This window comes from Paenibacillus endoradicis (assembly GCF_024721975.1).
In genome coordinates this window covers 60,350-79,850 of record NZ_JANQBB010000006.1, presented here as the reverse complement: position 1 = coordinate 79,850, position 19,501 = coordinate 60,350, and the positions used below count along the sequence as shown (strand labels likewise).

At 41.0% G+C, this 19,501-nt stretch carries 15 protein-coding genes; 9 read left to right on the top strand and 6 right to left on the bottom strand.

Translation table 11 applies throughout. The features are described from left to right. Positions 1 to 3 precede the first annotated feature (3 nt). The 3 genes from NV377_RS18880 to NV377_RS18870 all read left to right on the top strand — a co-directional run bounded on the left by NV377_RS18880 (position 4) and on the right by NV377_RS18870 (position 3,051). Positions 4 to 1,278, top strand: a complete 1,275-nt coding sequence (locus NV377_RS18880; protein WP_258202361.1) for an MBL fold metallo-hydrolase — start codon at positions 4 to 6, stop codon at positions 1,276 to 1,278. A 106-nt stretch (positions 1,279 to 1,384) separates the two neighbouring features. Beyond that, positions 1,385 to 1,546, top strand: coding sequence for a hypothetical protein (locus NV377_RS18875; protein ID WP_258202360.1), 162 nt, complete (start codon positions 1,385 to 1,387; stop codon positions 1,544 to 1,546). A 113-nt stretch (positions 1,547 to 1,659) separates the two neighbouring features. Further along, positions 1,660 to 3,051 carry a methyl-accepting chemotaxis protein gene (locus NV377_RS18870; RefSeq protein WP_258202359.1) on the top strand — a complete coding sequence of 464 codons (1,392 nt, stop codon included), beginning with the start codon at positions 1,660 to 1,662 and terminating at the stop codon, positions 3,049 to 3,051. A 210-nt stretch (positions 3,052 to 3,261) separates the two neighbouring features. Here NV377_RS18870 and NV377_RS18865 read toward each other — a convergent pair whose 3' ends face one another. The 6 genes from NV377_RS18865 to NV377_RS18840 all read right to left on the bottom strand — a co-directional run bounded on the left by NV377_RS18865 (position 3,262) and on the right by NV377_RS18840 (position 10,473). Beyond that, complete coding sequence (locus NV377_RS18865; protein ID WP_258202358.1) at positions 3,262 to 3,522, bottom strand: HPr family phosphocarrier protein; 261 nt, start codon at positions 3,520 to 3,522, stop codon at positions 3,262 to 3,264. A gap of 15 nt (positions 3,523 to 3,537) precedes the next feature. Further along, positions 3,538 to 5,265 (bottom strand): phosphoenolpyruvate--protein phosphotransferase, encoded by a 1,728-nt coding sequence (gene ptsP / locus NV377_RS18860; RefSeq protein WP_258202357.1) that lies wholly within the window; start codon positions 5,263 to 5,265, stop codon positions 3,538 to 3,540. A 2-nt stretch (positions 5,266 to 5,267) separates the two neighbouring features. Next, positions 5,268 to 6,416, bottom strand: coding sequence for a mannitol-1-phosphate 5-dehydrogenase (locus tag NV377_RS18855; RefSeq protein WP_258202356.1), 1,149 nt, complete (start codon positions 6,414 to 6,416; stop codon positions 5,268 to 5,270). Between the two features lies 1 nt (position 6,417). Further along, entirely contained in the window at positions 6,418 to 6,849 is a 432-nt protein-coding gene (locus tag NV377_RS18850; RefSeq protein WP_258202355.1) for a PTS mannitol transporter subunit IIA, read from the bottom strand. 1 nt (position 6,850) lies between these two features. Next, positions 6,851 to 8,908, bottom strand: coding sequence for a BglG family transcription antiterminator (locus tag NV377_RS18845; RefSeq protein ID WP_258202646.1), 2,058 nt, complete (start codon positions 8,906 to 8,908; stop codon positions 6,851 to 6,853). Between the two features lie 116 nt (positions 8,909 to 9,024). Next, the gene (locus NV377_RS18840) at positions 9,025 to 10,473 is read right to left on the bottom strand and encodes a PTS mannitol transporter subunit IIBC (RefSeq protein WP_258202354.1); all 1,449 of its coding nucleotides are present in this window, start codon (positions 10,471 to 10,473) and stop codon (positions 9,025 to 9,027) included. Between the two features lie 574 nt (positions 10,474 to 11,047). On the opposite strand from NV377_RS18840, the gene NV377_RS18835 reads away from it, so the two are divergent. The 6 genes from NV377_RS18835 to liaF all read left to right on the top strand — a co-directional run bounded on the left by NV377_RS18835 (position 11,048) and on the right by liaF (position 19,499). Continuing rightward, complete coding sequence (locus NV377_RS18835) at positions 11,048 to 12,991, top strand: AraC family transcriptional regulator (RefSeq protein WP_258202353.1); 1,944 nt, start codon at positions 11,048 to 11,050, stop codon at positions 12,989 to 12,991. A 195-nt stretch (positions 12,992 to 13,186) separates the two neighbouring features. Then, positions 13,187 to 14,212 carry a FecCD family ABC transporter permease gene (locus NV377_RS18830; RefSeq protein ID WP_258202352.1) on the top strand — a complete coding sequence of 342 codons (1,026 nt, stop codon included), beginning with the start codon at positions 13,187 to 13,189 and terminating at the stop codon, positions 14,210 to 14,212. Further along, on the top strand, positions 14,209 to 15,222 hold the full coding sequence (locus tag NV377_RS18825; RefSeq protein ID WP_258202351.1) for a FecCD family ABC transporter permease: 1,014 nt from the start codon (positions 14,209 to 14,211) through the stop codon (positions 15,220 to 15,222). The genes NV377_RS18830 and NV377_RS18825 overlap by 4 nt, the downstream gene beginning before the upstream one ends. Positions 15,223 to 15,231: 9 nt before the next feature. Beyond that, the gene (locus NV377_RS18820) at positions 15,232 to 16,089 is read left to right on the top strand and encodes an ABC transporter ATP-binding protein (protein WP_258202350.1); all 858 of its coding nucleotides are present in this window, start codon (positions 15,232 to 15,234) and stop codon (positions 16,087 to 16,089) included. After that, positions 16,086 to 17,810, top strand: coding sequence for an ABC transporter ATP-binding protein (locus NV377_RS18815; RefSeq protein ID WP_258202349.1), 1,725 nt, complete (start codon positions 16,086 to 16,088; stop codon positions 17,808 to 17,810). The genes NV377_RS18820 and NV377_RS18815 overlap by 4 nt, the downstream gene beginning before the upstream one ends. Positions 17,811 to 18,704: 894 nt before the next feature. Beyond that, positions 18,705 to 19,499 carry a cell wall-active antibiotics response protein LiaF gene (gene liaF / locus NV377_RS18810; protein WP_258202348.1) on the top strand — a complete coding sequence of 265 codons (795 nt, stop codon included), beginning with the start codon at positions 18,705 to 18,707 and terminating at the stop codon, positions 19,497 to 19,499. Positions 19,500 to 19,501: the final 2 nt, after the last annotated feature.

Here is a 19,501-nt window from a genome sequence, read left to right as displayed (position 1 = left end):
TTTATGCAAGAGCATCTAAAAGTAGATGTATGGGGAGGAGCAGGAGAGCATGGAAGATCTTGTTACCGAGTAGAGAGCGAAGAACTTTCGATCTTACTAGATTGTGGAGGTAAAAAGGAATATGGTGGAATATATCCGCAAATCGTTCCTGAACAAGTTCGTTCATTAAATTCGGTATTTCTTTCACATGCACATGAAGATCATATGGCGGCTCTGCCTTTACTATTACAGTATGGATATACGGGAGATATCTGGTTAACAAAAGAAACTCACCGACAATTGCCGGCATATGCCCGTGCTTGGCAATCATACGTAATGTCGCAAGGTATGAAAATGCCTTACGAAGCAACTGATTGGGAAAAACTACACTATCGCTTTATCGATGATGAAGCACAAGAAGATGGCTGGGTGTCAATTATGCCAGAGCTACGGCTTAGTTTTGGACCAAGTGGACACTTACCAGGTTCGATTTGGTTGCTACTTGAGCTTGAAGGTAGTTTAGTTTTTTATTCAGGTGATTATAGCTCAGAGTCAACCTTATTACAGGCAACGATGCCAGATCAATCGCTATTAAATGGACGAAAAATTGATGTAGCGATTATAGATGCTGCGTATGGTGATGCAGCAGAAGAGCAGTCTTTTCATGTAACACAGCTATTAAATAAGCTTGATGTTGTATATAAACGAGGTGGGCATGTGTTACTGCCCGTACCGTTAATTGGTAGAGGATTAGATCTTATTGTTGAAATAAATGAACAACATCCAAAGTTACCTATTGCAGCGGAAATAAATTTGATTAATGAATGGGAACGATTAATGCAATGGTCGATTTCGAACCAGTGGTTACGTAGTGACTCATTAAGTAAGCTTGATGACGCGCTTAGTAAGGTCCGACATATTGCAGGAGAAGTAGATCGTAGGTTAATACTTGAAGGTGAGCCGTATATTATTTTATCAACTGACGGGATGATGCTTGCTGAGCCAGCACGTAGCTACGGAAAGTGGTTAAGCGACAATTCAAAACATGCAATTGTATTTACAGGTCATCTGAGTGAGGATGCTCATATGTTCACTGGAGAAGGATGTGAATTCGTCTCCTACCGCTATAAAGTACATCAAGGATTACCTGACGTTCAAAGGATGGTGCTAGAACTACAACCGCTACAAGTATTATTGGTTCATGCTAATGTCGATAAGACAGAACGGTTGATTAAGCATTTAACTAATCTTGGATACAATAAAGTTCATGATCAATTATTACAGCAGTGTAGTTCATAATCTGTGCAATAAATATAGAGATTACCTTACTTCCCAAATAAAGGCGAGTAAAATGATGCATATGAATATGCCAATTACTCATACTAGTCTAGGGAGGTGATTACAAATGGCTAAAAATAATAACAAACAATTTGCAAAAAGTAATATTCCACAAGGCACTCCACAAAGCATGACACCAGATACGGAATTTTCACAAGAGATCAATGCTAACACAAATAATGAGCAACAATCATTATCTAAGCAATCCAACAAAAAACACAAAAATTAGGTCAGAAAATATAACATAAAAGAAGGAGGGACAAGTCTGTCCCTCTTTTTTTTACTCCCTATTCAAGATATAATTGTAATAATGTTACAAAAGAATGGGAGGATTGATTACATATGGTCAAAGTGTTTTCCAGAACGACGAAAAAGCGTGAAGATAAAATAGAAAGTAATCGTTATATGGATCAAATGAAAGGCTTGTATAACGAATCCATTGTTATCTCGGACCAGCTTGTAGCAGCAGTTGATGAGGTTGATCAAGCGATGGAACAATTAAGTGTAATTGCTGACAAAACACAGATACAAGAACAATCTTTACGTCATAGTAGTAAACTTGCTACGAGTAGAATCATTGAAGCTTTTTCATCGTTGCAAGAAGTGTCCGCAGCGACTGATCAGATAAATAATGCATCATATCATCTAAACGATCAAAGTAAGGGCACCAAACAGATTGCATTAGATATGCAACATTCACTTGGTGAAACTGAAACGGTTATGCAGCATTTGAAACATAATAACTTCAATATGACTAATCACATTGAAGAACTTATTAAACATACATCTAAAATTTATGAGATGAATATTCATATTCAAGAAATCGTTGCTCAAACTTCATTACTGGCGCTAAATGCATCAATAGAAGCTGCACATGCAGGTGAATTCGGGAGAGGATTCTCAGTTGTTGCTAGTGAAATTCGCAGATTAGCGGAGCAAAGTAGTGAGACGGTGAAGCAATCGACGGAATTAGTAAGTGAGATTGAAAAGGGAGTACAGCTCGTTATTAGTGCAGTCGAACAGGAGCGCTCTGCAGTAGATCGCGGAGTGGCTGAGATGAGTACCAATAAGGATAGAATGGACTCAATCGTTACTCGCATTATAGAGGTTGATCAACTAGCACAGGATATGAAACAATACAGTATTAGCCAGACAGAGCAGACCAATCATGTGACTGAACGACTTCAAGAGGCGGTTGAGCTTGTTAATGGTACGTTAGTTGCAGTTGAAGATACATTACAGATGAATACGCAGCAACGTAAGCAGATTCATAAGCTAGAACGAATAAGTCATAACATGGGTAAATCATCAAAAGATTTAAAATCAGCGATTGATCTTGTTGAATTCGATCTAATGAATAAAGTAGCTAATACGAATGCTGAAGAAATTGTTCAGTGGCTTCGTCAGGCTGCAACAGATTCAACGATAACATCCGTTGATCCAATTATTCATGACGCAAGTTTACGAGCATTGATGAAGAGCAAACCTGAGATTGAGGCGATCTGGTCGAACTATGCAGATGGATCATTTATCGTGTCAATTCCAGATGCAGGACTACTTAACGCCAAAGGTAGAGAATGGTGGAAGCGTGCTATGCATGGGGAAAGTTTTCAGTCGAGCTATTATGTATCTTCAATTACAAAGCAATTATGTCAAACAATCTCAGTTCCTATCTATGGTGAGAATGATATGATTGTTGGCGTACTAGGCGTAGATTTGGCGATTAGAAGCTGAATAGATGACATATTTAAGCACCCTTGAAGAAATCATCTTGAACAGCGTAACAGTCTCAATAATAAAATACCCATATGAGATAATGACATTACATTAGTCATTCATTGCTCATATGGGTATTGTTGTTTTTTATAAAAACTTAAATCTGTAACTGTGTAAGAAACTTAATGTAACTAAAAAACAAAATCAAAATTATGTTCTTTATGTTCCTTAATCGTGAAGAGACGTTAGTACTTCCCCTAGTGCTTGTAATGCTTCTTGCTCTTGATCACCATCTGTTTCAAGTAGGACCTCGCTATTTGTTGTTAAGCCGAGTGTCAACATGCTTAGTGAGCTTTTTCCATTTCCTTTCTTACCATTACAGTGCAATGTAATTTTACAAGGGAAAGAGCTAGCTAGTTGCACGAATGTTTTAGTTGGACGAACATGAAATCCTGTAGGGTTAATAATTGTGAAAGTTTGACTTACCATAAGTAATCACTCCGTTTATTCATTTGATGTAAGCTGTTGCTGTACGTATTGTACGATTTGCTCGCTTTGTGCCAGTGTCATGGCATGCTCAGCGTGTGTTTTCCATTCTGCTTTGTTTAAATTCATAAGCTGTTCTTTCGTCGATAGAATGGAGCTAGCGCTCATACTGAATTCATGTAATCCTAGCCCTAGTAATAGAGGAGCAGCTAAAGAATCACCAGCCATTTCTCCACACATTCCTACCCACTTACCCTCTTTATTAGCTGCATCAATAACCATCTTAACTAGACGTAGAATGGAAGGATGTAGCGGTTGATATAGATAAGCTAGCGTCTCATTCATACGATCTGCTGCCATTGTATATTGAATAAGATCATTGGTTCCAATACTGAAGAAATCAATATGCGGTGCAAATAAATCAGCAGAGACAGCGACAGATGGAATTTCAACCATCATACCTACCTCGATATGATCATTTACAGCAATGCCTTCATCAATAAGTTTTTGCTTCTCTTCAGCAAGGATTTGCTTCGCTTGTAATAGTTCCTCAAGTACAGCAATCATTGGGAACATAATTTTCAAGTTTCCATGAACACTTGCACGTAGCAAAGCACGTAGTTGTGTACGGAATAGATCTTGATTCACAAGACAGAAGCGCAAGGCACGTAAACCAAGGAATGGATTATCCTCTTTCGGAAGATTTAAGTAAGGGAGCTCCTTATCTCCACCGATATCCAATGTACGGATAACGACAGGCTTAGTTCCCATTTTCTGCAAGGCATAGCTATAGCTGCTATATTGCTCCTCCTCAGTTGGCAAGCTCGTTTTCCCCATATATAGAAACTCGGAACGGAACAAACCAATGCCCTCAGCTCCTAGAGAGATTGCACGATCAATATCTTCAAGCTTGCCGATATTTGCTGCAAGCTCTACCTGTGAACCATCCTTAGAAATAGTAGGCTGATCAACAAGCTTAGCTAATTGTTCTTTATGTTGAATAAATCTCTGTTGTTGTGCAGTCATCTCTTCCAGTACAGAGGAATCAGGTTGAACAATGACTTCTTGCTGATCCGTATGGATGATAAGCGTTACTCCTGTTTCAATTGACATGACAGCATCACCAGCACCTACAATGGCAGGGATCTCTAATGATCGCGCCATTATTGCAGAATGTGAAGTACGGCTACCCATTGCCGTAACAAAGCCCTTAACATAATTAACATCAAGTAATGCTGTATCGGAAGGGGTAAGATCACGAGCAACAATAATGCACTCTTCTTGTAGGCTAGATAAGTCAATATGCTTAACGCCGCGTAAATGGCTCATAATACGGTTCGTAATATCTTTAACATCTGTTGCACGCTCACGAAGAATTTCATCATCCATCTCTGACAGAATAGAAATAAATTGTTGAGCTGTAGCATGTAGAGCATATTCTGCCTCATATCCATCTTCTTCAATGCTAGTTTGAATTCCTTCTAATAAATCTGGATCCTCCAGTATCATTAAGTGTCCTTCGAAAATTTCAGCCTTTTTATCACCTAGCTTTGCCTTTGTATGTTCATAGATCGCTTGAATATCTTGCTCAGCAGCAGTGAAGGCTTGTTGCACTCTTGCCCAGGAAGCTTCTTTATCCTGTGATTGAGTAGGCTCTGGAATATATACCTCGTCATGAATAACGATTGCATTTGCTATAGCAATACCAGGAGAGGCGCCAATTCCTTTGTATGTTGTTGTATTCAATGTTATTCCTCCCCTAGTTGGTTATATTGAGCATGAATTTGTTTATGGAGAGGATGATCTTCAGCTAAACCTGTATATTTTGTTAATGTTTGATCAATGCCATGGTCTAATAGAAATTGCTGTAACTCCACTGCTTCTTTATCGTCATTATCTTTATAGATCAATGCAGCAGCAACAGCCTTAGTCAGATGATTGACAGCAATACCATGTTGATATGCTAATGTTGCAGGGCGAATTAAGCGATCATTTGGTGAAATTTTTCGGATTGGGGAACGACCAATTCGAAGAATTTCATCGGTTAGATATGGATTTTTGAAACGTTCTAATATTTGCTCGATATATTGATTATGGGCTGTACGATCTAATCCATATTCAGCAATTAACGCATCACCAGATTCTTGAAGAGCAGCTCTAACCTCTTGAACCATTTCTTCATCCTGCATTGCTTCTTGAATGGTTGTATATCCTTTTCTATAACCATGATAAGCAGCTGTACAATGCCCTGTATTTACTGTAAATAGCTTACGTTCAATATAGGCATCCAATTGATCTACATAATGAACACCACCAATAAGAGGTATATTGGTTGGCCAATTTGTTTTCTCAATCGTCCATTCGTAGAAAGGCTCTACCGTAACAAATAGAGGGTCCTCGTGGTGCTGAATCGGTACAATACGATCTACTGCAGCATCTGGAAACGTAGCAAATTGCTCATACGTTTGTTTTAATTCCTCGCTTAGTAAAGATACAACATGCTCTTTCAAGATGGAGCTTGCACGAATAGCATTTTCACATGCGACAACAGCTAGTGGAGGCAATTTCAACTTTGCACGCTGTGTAATTCCTTCCGCAATTGCTGGAGCAATGTAAGGGAGAATATGAACTCCCACAGCTGTTGTAATAATCGTCGCAGAAGTAATTTGTTCTGCAACTTTAGAAATATCATTACCAGATAACGCTGTAACATTGTTGACAATGAATTGATCACTATTTTCATTTGCATATTGAACAGTGTAATGTTGTTTTTCATTCAGATGATTAACGAGATTCTCATTCACATCGACAAAGGTAATATGATATTGCGCTTCCTGAAGAAGTAAGCCGATAAAGCCACGGCCAATATTTCCGGCTCCAAAATGTATAGCCTGCATATTACAGACCTCCGTTAAAGATCTCAAGCAATTCATTCGGATCAGTTGAAGTAATAATTTTCTCGAATTCCTCTTCATCAGAAACTAACATTGCAACATTCGTAAGCACGTCCATATGGTCATCTCCGATAGCAGCTAGACCAATAATTAATCTAGCAGGCTCATCTCCACCGAAATCTATACCTTCAGGAACGGTTAAAATGGATATTCCTGTTGAAATAATTAAAGATTTCGCTTCATTCGTACCATGCGGCATAGCAAGACCTCCACCAAGATCAGTAGAAACTAGCTGTTCACGCTCAAGCATTTTATCAATATAATTAGCAGGTACATGACCAGCATCAACAAGCATTTGACCTACAAGCTTAATCGCTTCTTCCTTTGTTTTTATAGGGGCATGTACGTTAATTTTCTCCACAGATAGTATTGACATATTAATCTCTCCATTCAAATTTTTGTTTAATGAATTTCTCAAGGTGTGAGGAGATGAAGCTTTGAATTTCATTAGGATTACCATTTTGTAAGCAAGTAATCATCTCATCAATAAGCAACATAGCACTCACTTCGCTTAGTATTTCTAAGCTACTCTTATCCAGCTTTAGAGGAGCAAGCATAAGTAGAGTGTGCTCTACAGTAGTTGAATCATCTTCATTAAGTAATACTGGCTGCTGAAATCGATAAAGGACAACTATTGGAGCATTAATCGATCGAGATCGAGTATGAAGCAGTGCTAGCTTGCTATCAGGAATAACAATGCTTCCTTGCTCCTCGCGCATATACAATTTGTCCACGATGGAATTGATTTCATTAATGACGCCCTCGTCATACAGCTTTTGTAGAAGTTGAGGTAATAACTGTAGTACGGTTACATGTTGATCATACTTACCTTCAAAAGCAATGACTTGAAATTGATCAATAATAGCTACCGAAGCATTCGTCAGCTGTTGTAGCTGTTGAAGTCGCTGAATGCTATTCGACTTTTCAGTAATGTTAGTGCTTGAAATATGCTTCTTTTCTAAGTGCTTTAGAAAAGAATTTAGCTTTATTATTTCATCGTCTGTGACCAATGGGCTTAATCGAATATATTGTTTATTATCGATAGGTAAGTCCACAGTAGAAATAATGAAATCATAATCACTATGCGGCAATCGTGCTGCCTCATACCATGTGTAATGACCGAGAAGCTCAATTTGTGGAAACTCCTGAGTGATCCGCACATTTAAAAGCTTGGATGAGCCAATGCCGCTTGTGCATACGAGAACAGCTCTTGCCCTCTTAGGTAGCTGCTTTAATCTCTCCAATGCAGCACCATAATGCACCGTAATGTAGCCAACTTCTTCATCTGGGATGATAAGCTGGGGTAGTAGCTTTGCAATTCCGTTTTGAACAATCTGAAACAGATATCCAAATTCTTTCTTTATTTGATATAGCATGGGATTACGAATAGGGATTTTATTCTTAATTCGATCAATAGCTGGTATCATATGACGGAGCAATCCATCTGTTAATGTAGGATCTTCTGCAAGAGGCTCCTCTACATGCCTGTTTACCCACTGGGTAAGCTCGATAATAATTGAAGCTAATTCTAACTGTTCTAGTGGATCATCCTGTTGTTGATAGGCAAGCTCAACGATTTCTTGTAAATATATAATTTCATCTCTAGGCAGTTCCATCGGAATGGTATGAAGTAGCTCAATGGTCAATTGACCATACGAATACTCATGTTGCTGTCTCAATACATTTTGATGAATATGGGCTTCAGCATCAATTCCATTAGGAATAGTAGTAATTGGAAAATCATTTTTGAAGCGTGAAATACCAAGACATATGTTCAATATCAGTTGTGTATATTTTTGCTGAGATAATGATTGAGGTAACTTATCTCGCAGTGACCATAGTATCCGTTCAAGCATTTGAAATAAAGACCGATCGATAAAAGAAAGCAGATGAGCTTCCATAACCCCACTTGCATGAATACGATGTTCTTCATTAATTAGAAGTGATTCATCGACATGCGCAGCAATAAGAATTCCTATATATTGTCTCTTATTAAATTCCGATCCCTTAATCTGTACGCCATACCCTCTACGTCTAATAAGCTTGAGATCATGCTTAATAAGTGTGTTTTCAATTTCATCTAGATCCGAACTAATTGTTGGCATCGTAACATGTAGCTCATGCGATAAAGTAAACAGCTTCATAGGTTCATGAACATTAAGCAAGTGACAGAGAATAACAATTTTTCGTTCTTCCGCATTAAGCTCAAGCGGTTGCTTATAAGATAACTGTTGCTTTAAGTGCGCCATTTGCTCAGAAGAGGCTTGAATGCGAATTCCTATGCCCGATTTCTTAAGAAGCTCAATGTGCAAAGAATGAAGATATTGTTCGATGCCAATAAGTTCTCGGTGAATGGTACGTCCACTTGTCCCTAATAGATCTGCAATATAAGCAACAGTGATTTCGTTCTGTTGCTCTATAAGTAGATCAATAATTTTGTGTTGTCGAGTAGAAAGAGTGATATTTATTTACCTCCTTTCTAAATAGGACATACATTTCAATGAATATAACGCTGACGTAAATACGTCAACGTTATACAGTATATTTATCTTTATTTAAGTCGTTCTACAAGCGCGTCATAAGCAGGGCTCTTCATGAAGTTTTCAATCGAAACATGTTCTGCTTGAGGCGCTTTAAGTTTAGCACGGTCAGTTAGCGTTTGATGTGTAACAACAATATCTGCATCACTTGGAATATCACTAATGGCAGTATTAATAACGGTTACTTGAATACCAGCATTATTGATCTTTTTCCGAAGTACAGAAGCTCCCATCGCACTAGAACCCATACCTGCATCACAAGCGAAGACGATTTTACTAACTTCTTCTTTGCTTTTTATAACTTCATCAGAATCGACATTAGCATTCGTTGCTTGTGCAGTAGCTGTACCTTTAGATTCAGCTTTCATTGCACTCATCTTACTTTGTGCATCCTCTAGAGAATTTTCATCCTCTTTTTGTTTACTTGTCTTAAGGATAAGAGAGGCGACAAGGAATGATACAACGGTTGATATGATAACACCAGCAAGCATACCTAGATGACTACCTTTAGGAGTCATTGTAAAGTAGGCGAAAATACTACCTGGAGAAGGAGCAGCTACTAGACCTACACCCAATAATTGGAATGTGAATACACCAGAGATACCACCAGCAATAGCAGCTATAATTAGTGCTGGTCTCATTAGAATGTAAGGGAAGTAAATTTCATGAATACCACCGAAGAAGTGGATTATCGCTGCACCTGGAGCGGATTGCTTAGCAGCTCCTTTACCAACTAACCAATATGCTAGTAGAATACCAAGACCAGGGCCTGGATTAGATTCCAACATATAAATAATGGAGCTACCTAATTTTGAAGCTTGCTCTATGGCTAATGGTCCCAGAATACCATGGTTAATGGCATTGTTAAGGAAAAGTACCTTAGCAGGTTCGATTAGAATACTAGCTAATGGTAATAAACCTGTATTAATTAGGAAGTCAACGCCTTTAGCGAGAAGATTACTAATACTCTCTACCGCTGGCCCAACTGCCTTAAAAGCAACAATGGCTAGACCTGCACCAATAATACCAGATGAAAAATTGTTAATTAGCATTTCAAATCCAGAAGGGATTTTTCCTTCAATGGACTTATCAAATTTTTTCAAGACCCAAGCTGAAAACGGAGCAACGATCATTGCCCCAAGGAACATAGGGATATCTGATCCAACGATAACACCTGCCGTAACAACTGCACCAATAACTCCGCCTCGTGTACCATGCACCATAGTACCACCAGTATATCCAATTAAAAGTGGAAGTAAGTATGTGATCATTGGACCAACTAGTAATGCTAACTTTTCATTAGGAAACCAACCTGTAGGAATGAAAAGCGCTGTAATTAATCCCCATGCAATAAACGCTCCCATGTTGGGCATAACCATACCACTTAAGAATCTTCCAAAGCGCTGTACACCAACTTTAATACCACCCGACTTACTTTTAGTGGTTGCACTTTTACTCATGTGATAAACCTCCAATATAGATTAATGACCTCAGCGCATTTTATAGTTCTTCTTTTGAGTCTGATGTCTACACTTTTCAGTAAAGATGATTAGTGGAGATACATTTTCTTGAACTCTAAAAAAGGGGGTTCCTAATAAAATGCGCTATTTCAGCCAAGTTATACTTTTATCCTAGATTATAGCGTTTACATTTTCAATCAATTGAAAAGTGGGTTTCGTCATCAAAGCTGTTGACATCATTTTGCATAATCTAATAAAGGCTTATAGATTAAAGGAGTTTTGGATCCAATGGGAGTGATGAAAGTGCATTTTAATAATATTTTCCAATATTCGGCTACTGCTCAGATTAATTATGTAACCGAAGCGAGAAAGTGAATAGCGTTGTTAATTGTATAAGGACTTGATTGAGCCAGTAAAATGCTAAAAAGCTGATGAAAAGCATAAAGTCAGTTGCCTGCTCCCCAATGTCACTTAATGATGATATACTTATCTTATTAATTGTGATAATGATAATCAAAATCATTTTAAGATTAGTGTATAAATTTTAATAAATGAGATGAGGGAGCGCGGATAGATGCAAGAAGAAGCAGAAGCAAGCCAGGTATTTACACCGGAGATGATCGATAAGATTGCCCGCATTTGGACACGTTCGATCATTACATTAATAGATATACGCTTTCAGAATGTAACGTCCCAATACCCGTTGGAGCAATATAAAATGCCTAGCAGCATGTTTATCTATACATATGGAGGAGAAGCACAAATTCAACTGAATGAAACCACATTTGGAATGGAGCGCTTCGGTTTAGTTCACGGCGGGAAGGGGAGCCTGCTCAGTATTTCTCCTAAAGGGGAGATTGTGAAGACCTTTTTGGTGTTTTATAAAGCAGAATCACCTCTTTTTTTCAAGAAGTACCTGCAACTGTTACTGGAGCAAGTGAATCCATTTGTTCAACAGTTTGGTTATACGCCAAGTAATCCCATCTTGCTACTCGATTGGTTTCAACAGATGATGAATGGCTGGAACCGCGGCAAGGCGATGGATAAGCTACAGGCCAAAAGTTTTCTATATCAATTGATTCATAGGGTGTACAGAGATTTTGAAAGTGGTGAGATTCGGTATCTCCAGCCAGATCCAGCCTGTTCTACCAAAATATATCTCGATAAACATTACAGGGAGCCGATTATGTTTCAAGAAATTGCCGATATGTTTGGAATCAGTGGTGGGCAATTGACGCGGCTTTTCAAAAAGAAGGAAGGGATGAGCTTACAGGAGTACCTCATTCAGAGAAGGATTGAAGCTGCATGTCATGAATTGAAGCATACAGAAGCAACCATTAGAGAGATCGCGACAGGATCTGGTTTTGCAGATGAGAAAAACCTGTTTCGGATGTTTAAGAAGTATTATAAGATGACGCCAAGTGATTATCGGAAAATAAACGCACTATCCATGCAGGTTGATGGTATTGATAATGATTATCATTTTCTTTACAATGAGGGGGAACTAGCGGGTCTAGTCAAGACTTATAGAGAAGGGGAATCAACCATGTTTGGACAAGTAAGAAGTAAAGAAATGATCTTGGCGGCGACGATAAGCTTGATGCTGTTGTTGTCAGCATGTGGATCGGGGACAGCAACTAATAACGGAGGAACGGTGAATCCAATACCTGCGCAGACACAACAGACGAAACAACCGGAAGTATTGGAGACCAGAACGATATCCACTGTAAAAGGTGATGTTGAGGTGCCTAACAACCCTCAACGTGTTATAGTCGATTATTTGATTGGTGATGTGGTTGCCCTAGGTGTAACTCCTCTAGGTGTGGCGAGAGTCGCAAGGGGCGAGAAAGAGGCTGTTTTTGCTAACCAGATTACAAACTCCACTAAAATAGCTATGGAGCCGGAAGATGTCATGGCTCTTGATCCTGATCTGATCATTTTAGCATGGGGGGATGAAAATTATGAAGATTTATCCAAAATTGCCCCTACCATTTATGTCCCTTATGGTGATATGACTACAGAAGAGCGGATACATTTTATTGGCGATGTTCTGAACAAACAGGAAGAAGCTAAAGCTGTTTTGAATACTTATGTCGAAAAAATCGAAGAAGCGAAATTAGCCTTTCAGAATGCAGGTCTTTCAGATGTGACGGTTACTATGGGAGAATTCAGTGATAAAAATAATTACATCGCTGGATCCAAGCATGCGGTTGGCGAGCTTGTTTATAATGAACTTCAAATGAAGGCACCGTCAAAAGTTCAAACTGATATTATTGACGCAGATAAATATTGGGCAGAAATCTCTATGGAGGTCTTGGCCGCTTACATGGGGGATTATCTGATCTCCTTAGGGGATACGGAAGTTCCTACTGATAATGCGGTTTGGCAATCGGTACCTGCTGTACAACAAAACCGGATCGTAACGGTGGATAACTCGCTATCTTGGTCCACGGATATTATTACTTCCAGTGCATTGATTGATTATATTGTCAATCAATTGCTGGCATTAGCTAAATAGGGTTTTAACTCGGAATTAACAAACAGCAATATTTGAATCAGTATTGAAGCAGTTAAAACAACATATTGTTACTTATTCACATGACTAAGATAGGAAATCACTTTATGTGATGGATAAGGTTATAGATTTTTACTATGGGCAATTAGAAGCCTTGGTTCAAACTAGACTGTCAATAGGTGAGGAAAGGAAAACGCAATGAAAAACAAGCCTGAACAAAAACGCCGTGGAGCGATAAACTTCACCATGTACATGGTGGTAGGGCTTGGATTAACGGTTATCATGTCGGCTGCGTCGATTATCTTTGGCGCAGCCGATATGAGTCTAGCGACTGTATGGGAGGCTATTTTCCGATTTGATCCAACGCACAATGAGCATCAAGTTATTCAAACCCTGCGTCTTCCGCGTACCGTAGCTGATCTTATTGTCGGGTGCAGTCTTGCGGTATGTGGTGCTATCATGCAGGGGACGACGCGGAATCCACTGGCCGACTCTGGGTTGATGGGGATCAGCTCTGGGGCAGCATTCGCCATTGCGCTTTGCCTAGCTTTTCTGCCGGGTTATTCATATGGGCAGATGATGCTGTTTGCTTGTATGGGAGCAGCGCTTGCAACCGGGATGACTTACTTCATCGCATCACTAGGCAAGCGCGGGATGACGCCTCAGCGGCTGGTGCTGGCAGGACTGTCCATCTCTATGCTTTTTGGTGCGCTCAGTCAGTATTTGGCGATCAATTACAACCTAGGTCGAGCATTGGCATTCTGGACGGCAGGCAGTACAGCGGGGGCCAAGTGGGAGGAATTGCTAATTATCTCACCGCTATTTGTTGGTGGTGTACTGCTGGCTTTAGCGCTATCACCTTCCGTAACACTGCTCAGTTTGGGTGATGATGTGGCAAGTGGACTCGGTATTCGCAGTGGACTGGTCAAGGGTTTATCGACGATTATCGTGCTCGTGCTAACGGGATTGTCTGTTGTCGTAGTTGGGCCGATCGGTTTTATTGGTCTGATTACTCCACATATTGTGCGATACATGGTCGGTGTCGACTATCGATACATTATTCCGGCAGCTGCGGTATATGGTGCGTTGCTGACCGTATCAGCCGATCTGGTTGGTCGCTTGATTAACAAACCGTTCGAAACACCAATTGGCATTATATTTTCTATCATTGGTGTACCATACTTTCTCTTCCTGGCTCGTAGGCAAAGGAGGGAATTTGAATGATCAAGCAGCGTTATACAGTAAAACGGGGAATTATCGTCAATGTTGTGCTTATGGTGCTCATCCTTATGCTTGCTGTCATTAGCATGAATTCTGGCAAGATGAATCTTTCACCGCTAGAAGTGCTGAACGTTCTACTAGGAAATGGTACCGAAAAGCAAAATTTGATCGTGTTCGATTTTCGTATGCCACGAATCGTGCTGTCGATCTTGGTAGGTATGGGAATGGGAGCAGCTGGGGCCGTAATGCAAAGTTTGCTGCGCAATGACATGGCTAGTCCAGGGACATTAGGGATTAGCTCGGGATCAGGTTTGTTTGTCCTGCTCTTCGTTGTATTCATCGCATCGACAGGAAAGAGCTCTTTTATTGCTCTACCACTACTTGCCTTTGTTGGCGGACTGTTGGCGGCTGGATTGATTTTCTTATTATCGTATCGTCGTGGACGAGACATCTCGCCAATCGGTTTGATCTTAACTGGAGTCGCGCTCGGAAGCGGATATGGGGCGCTGACCACCTTCCTGACACTCAAGCTGGATGATTCGCAGATGAGCTTCATGCTGCATTGGCTGGCGGGGAGCTTGTGGGGCGATAATTGGAGCTATATTTCTGTACTTACACCATGGGTCTTGATTTTACTTGGCTATATCTTCTACAAATCTCGCATGCTGAACACCCTCCATCTGGGCAATCAGACGGCAGAAGGGCTGGGTCTTTCCGTGAAGCGGCAGTTTTTGGGGTTGTCGATTGCTGCTGTTGCTTTATCCTCTGGTAGTGTGGCAGTGGGCGGAAGCTTCTTTTTCGTTGGCTTAATCGCTCCTCATATGGCAAGAAAATTAGTCGGACCCGATCACAAATTGCTCATTCCGGCTGCTAGCTTAGCCGGGGGATTAGTCGTGGTGCTGGCAGATACAATTACGCGGACGGTTAGCCTAGGGGGAGATGTACCGACGGGAATCGTCATTACGGTCATTAGTGTTCCGTATTTTCTATATTTACTAGCGAAGGCCAAATAGGAGGATGACATGGAAAGTATTACAGCGCAACAAATTGATATTGCCTATAATGACACGCTTATTGTAAAAGAACTAGATTTGCAAATTCCTCGTGGTCAGATTACCTCGATTATTGGTTCCAATGGATGCGGCAAATCAACCGTACTAAAGGCAGTCGGTCGGCTACTCAAGACGAAGCGTGGCACGGTTTATCTGAATGGTGCCGATATCCGCACACTGTCCACTAAGGAAGTAGCCAAGCAGATGGCGATTCTGCCACAGACGCCGACCGCACCGAGCGGTTTGACGGTCGCTCAATTAGTCGCCTATGGGCGTTTTCCTCATCAAAAGGGCTTCGGCAAACTATCCAAAGAGGATAAGGAAGTAGTTGCTTGGGCTCTAACCGTTACACAGCTTACAGCATTTGAACATCGTGAGGTAGATACGCTATCTGGCGGTCAACGGCAGCGCGTATGGATAGCGATGGCGCTTGCTCAGCAGACCGATCTGATCCTGCTGGATGAGCCGACTACCTATTTGGATCTAGCCCATCAGCTTGAAGTGCTAGAGCTACTCTATGAACTGAATCGCAGTCAACAAGTGACGATTGTGATGGTGTTGCATGACCTGAATCTGGCAGCGCGCTTCTCCGACTATATGGTGGCGATTCGTGAGGGCCAGGTGGTGGAACATGGATCGCCAGAGCGCGTAATGACGGTTCGGACGCTGCGTGAGGTTTTTGCCATTGATGCCGAAATTATGCTAGAACCACGAACAGGGCGACCGGTGTATGTGACGTACGAGTTATTGCGTGATAAGCGTAGAGACCAAGGGGCGGATCAAGGATTCTTAAACGCTAAGGAACAGAAGGAGAAGATTGCCACATGAAAACCGCATGGCGTGTCCTGCTAGGCGCGCGAAAATACTGGTTGCAGTTAGGCATTGGATTTGCTGGTGTCGTGCTGGCCACGATAGCTGGGTTTTATTTGCCCTGGGCGATCCGCTCGTTGACACAGTTGGCGACCGAAGGTAGCAGTCAGTTTGCCGCAGAAGCATTGAAGATTGGTTTATTACTACTTGGAGCCACCAGTTTGCAAGCCATCGGAACATCACTGGCAGGCTATATGAACCATTATGCCGCACTTCATTATGTTGCAGATTTACGAACAAGATTGTATAGCAAATATCAGCAGATGAGTTTGCGCTATTTCCATCGAAGCCGGACGGGTGACTTGACCGGGCGCGTTGTGAATGATGCGATGGAAGCAGAAATTTTCATTGCCCATGCCATTCCAGACTTTATCGTCAACGGACTAATCTTTATCGGAGTAGGGATCATACTCTTGACGATTAATGTGAAGCTGGCACTGATCAGTCTGATCACGATTCCGTTGCTGCTTGCAATTACGATATGGCAAAGCAAGCGCTTGTCGCCGCTATGGGGACAAAGTTCTCAGGCACGGGGAGAACTCTCAGGCAAGGTTCAGGAAAATTTGTCAGGCATGAAGGAAATCCAGATTTTCAATCGGCAGGAGGAGGAGCGGGGTAACGTTTCTGGTCTGGCTATGAAATATTCGAAAACCTATTTACGCGCCAGTCTTTTCTATGAAATCTCTTTGCCGTTGTTAGCATTTGTGACCACACTGGGGACCGTGTTTGTCGTGATACTGGGCGGCAGATTGATGGCAACTGGCGAGGTAAGCATTGCTGATATCATCGGATTCATCGCCTACCTGGGTATGTTTTATCAACCGATAAAGTCCTTTTCCGGCTTGGTGGAAATGGCCGGGCGAGCCTCCGCTGGCCTTAAACGGGTATATGAAGTGCTGGAAGAAGAGGAAGACATAAATGAGAAGCGAAACGCGGTCTGTTTACCGCGTGTACAGGGACAGATCTCCTTTCAAAATGTCACATTTCTTTATCAAGATGGTGCGCCTGTACTAGAGGGGCTGAACCTGACCATTGATTCTGGAAAGACGGTGGCGCTTGTAGGCACAACCGGCGTAGGGAAGTCGACATTGGCCAGTCTAGTTAACCGATTTTACGACCCGCAGGCCGGTTCGATTCGAGTGGATGGCATCGATATTCGTGATGTGACGCTTTCCAGCCTACGTGACAATATTTCAATGGTGCTGCAGGATACGTTCTTGTTTGATGGCTCGGTATATGACAATATTGCTTATGGATGGAAGGACGCGACGCAGAAAGATGTGATTGCCGCAGCTAAAGCAGCTAAAGCGCATGATTTTATAGCTAAGATGGAGCAAGGCTACGATACTGTAATTGGTGAACGCGGTGTGCGTCTGTCCGGAGGGCAGAAACAGCGGCTATCGATAGCACGGGCGATTTTGCGCAATGCACCGATTCTCATTCTGGATGAAGCAACATCGGCGCTTGATATCAAGACAGAGCAAGAGATTCAGCAGGCGCTTGACGAAATATCCAAGGATCGCACAACACTGGTGATCGCCCATCGGCTATCCACGATCCGTCATGCCGACCAAATCGTCGTGCTGGAAGGCACAGAGATAGCTGAGAGTGGTACGCATGAGGAATTGCTGCGTAGCGGCGGCATTTATGCACGATTGTACGCGACTCAAGTCTCTTGAACGTAATCATTACATACAAACGAGGGGGAGGATATATGACACCTCTAAACTTATTAAGTGGTAGCGAAGTAATCTCATGCTCCCTCACATATCTATGTATTCCTTTTTAGTAACCATGAGTTGGATTTTTATTCAAATTTGAATATCCTATGATATGCACGGAAGTAGAATGTGGCTATTGATTTAATAGAGTACAGAGCTGCATTCTGTTTCCTCTTGATGTCCATAGCCACTATATGATATTGATCAACGGCTCGTATCTCCGAATTAATTCTATCTCTGCCCCTTGTCCCCTCTCTAAGCGCAATAAATTAACTCTAGTATAGGATGCATTGAAGCTCCTCCTTCACAATCTATTACCAACCATAAATCTTAAAAAACAGAAATATCCACATCATCCTTTAGACCTTAAATGATCCACAGAGTAATATAGAAACTCTAAAGTCACTGAAATAGTCATAAGGATTAATTAGTGAGTAATTATTAAGGATGGAATTCGTTTTATAGCGGATTCCATCCTTTAACTATCTCTTAAGTCGATTCTAATTATAGTAATATACAATTAATTCAAGTGAATTTCACTATTCTCCGCATTCACCCAAACATAGCGGAGAGGACAGGACAGTCATTGTGGAAAAGCGGTAGCGTTCGGCCTTGTTCAAGGATTTTCACCTTAAACTATCTTCCAATAAATTCTTGAACAAAAGTCGATTGGAGCAACGACTGTCCACGTAGCGGTCAAGATTGGAGCATTGACTGTCCAAATAGCTGTCATTGTTTATACCAACTCTCTCAGTCTCTAGACCGAGAACATTTTCAATCTATCGACGCTGTGTGGAATTGTTAAATTTAGCTATACTAGATATATAAGAAAGACGAGAGGATGAATGTACAATGAATCGATCATTTTTTGATAAGTACGGTGTTGGACTAATTGTAATAGTTGTCGGTAGTTGGTTCCTCGGGAAACAGCTTGGTTTTATTGATATTGGACTTGGCAAAATCATTATGATCTTAGTAGGTGTCATGATTATATATTATGGCGTGAAACTGATTACGAATAATCGTAAGCATGAGGAAAGCAATGATTCAACATGGAATAAATACAATCCGAATATGCAACCGCCGCCACCTTTGCATGAAGATCCAACAATGAAAAGCCCAGATTATGAAGATGACAAATACTCATCTCAGCAACAGAGTTACGGTCCAACTTATGAGGAATCACAATCATCGTCATCTCGTCCCAAGTGGAAAAATTGGGGACATGATCATTCATATGATCACACATTTGGCGAATACGGTGATCACAAAATTAATAAGTCTACGTTTATCGGTGATTTCCATTTCGGTAAGCAACACTGGGAGCTTAAACCGATGAACTTATCAGCATTTATCGGAGATACAACGATAGATCTTACAAAAGCTCAAATACCATACGGCGAAACACGTATTATAATATCCGCATTTATCGGTGATATTAAAGTATTTGTACCGAATGATGTTACGGTTGGAGTTAAAGTTCAAATGAATGCTTTTATTGGTGATAGTAAGTTTCTAGATCAGCGTGAAGGTGGAATTATGTCGCAGGTCAATCAACAAAGTAATCATTTCAATGAATGTGAGCGTAAAATACTAATTGTCGTGTCAACATTTATTGGAGATGTAAAAGTTAAGAAAGTAGGGTAGGT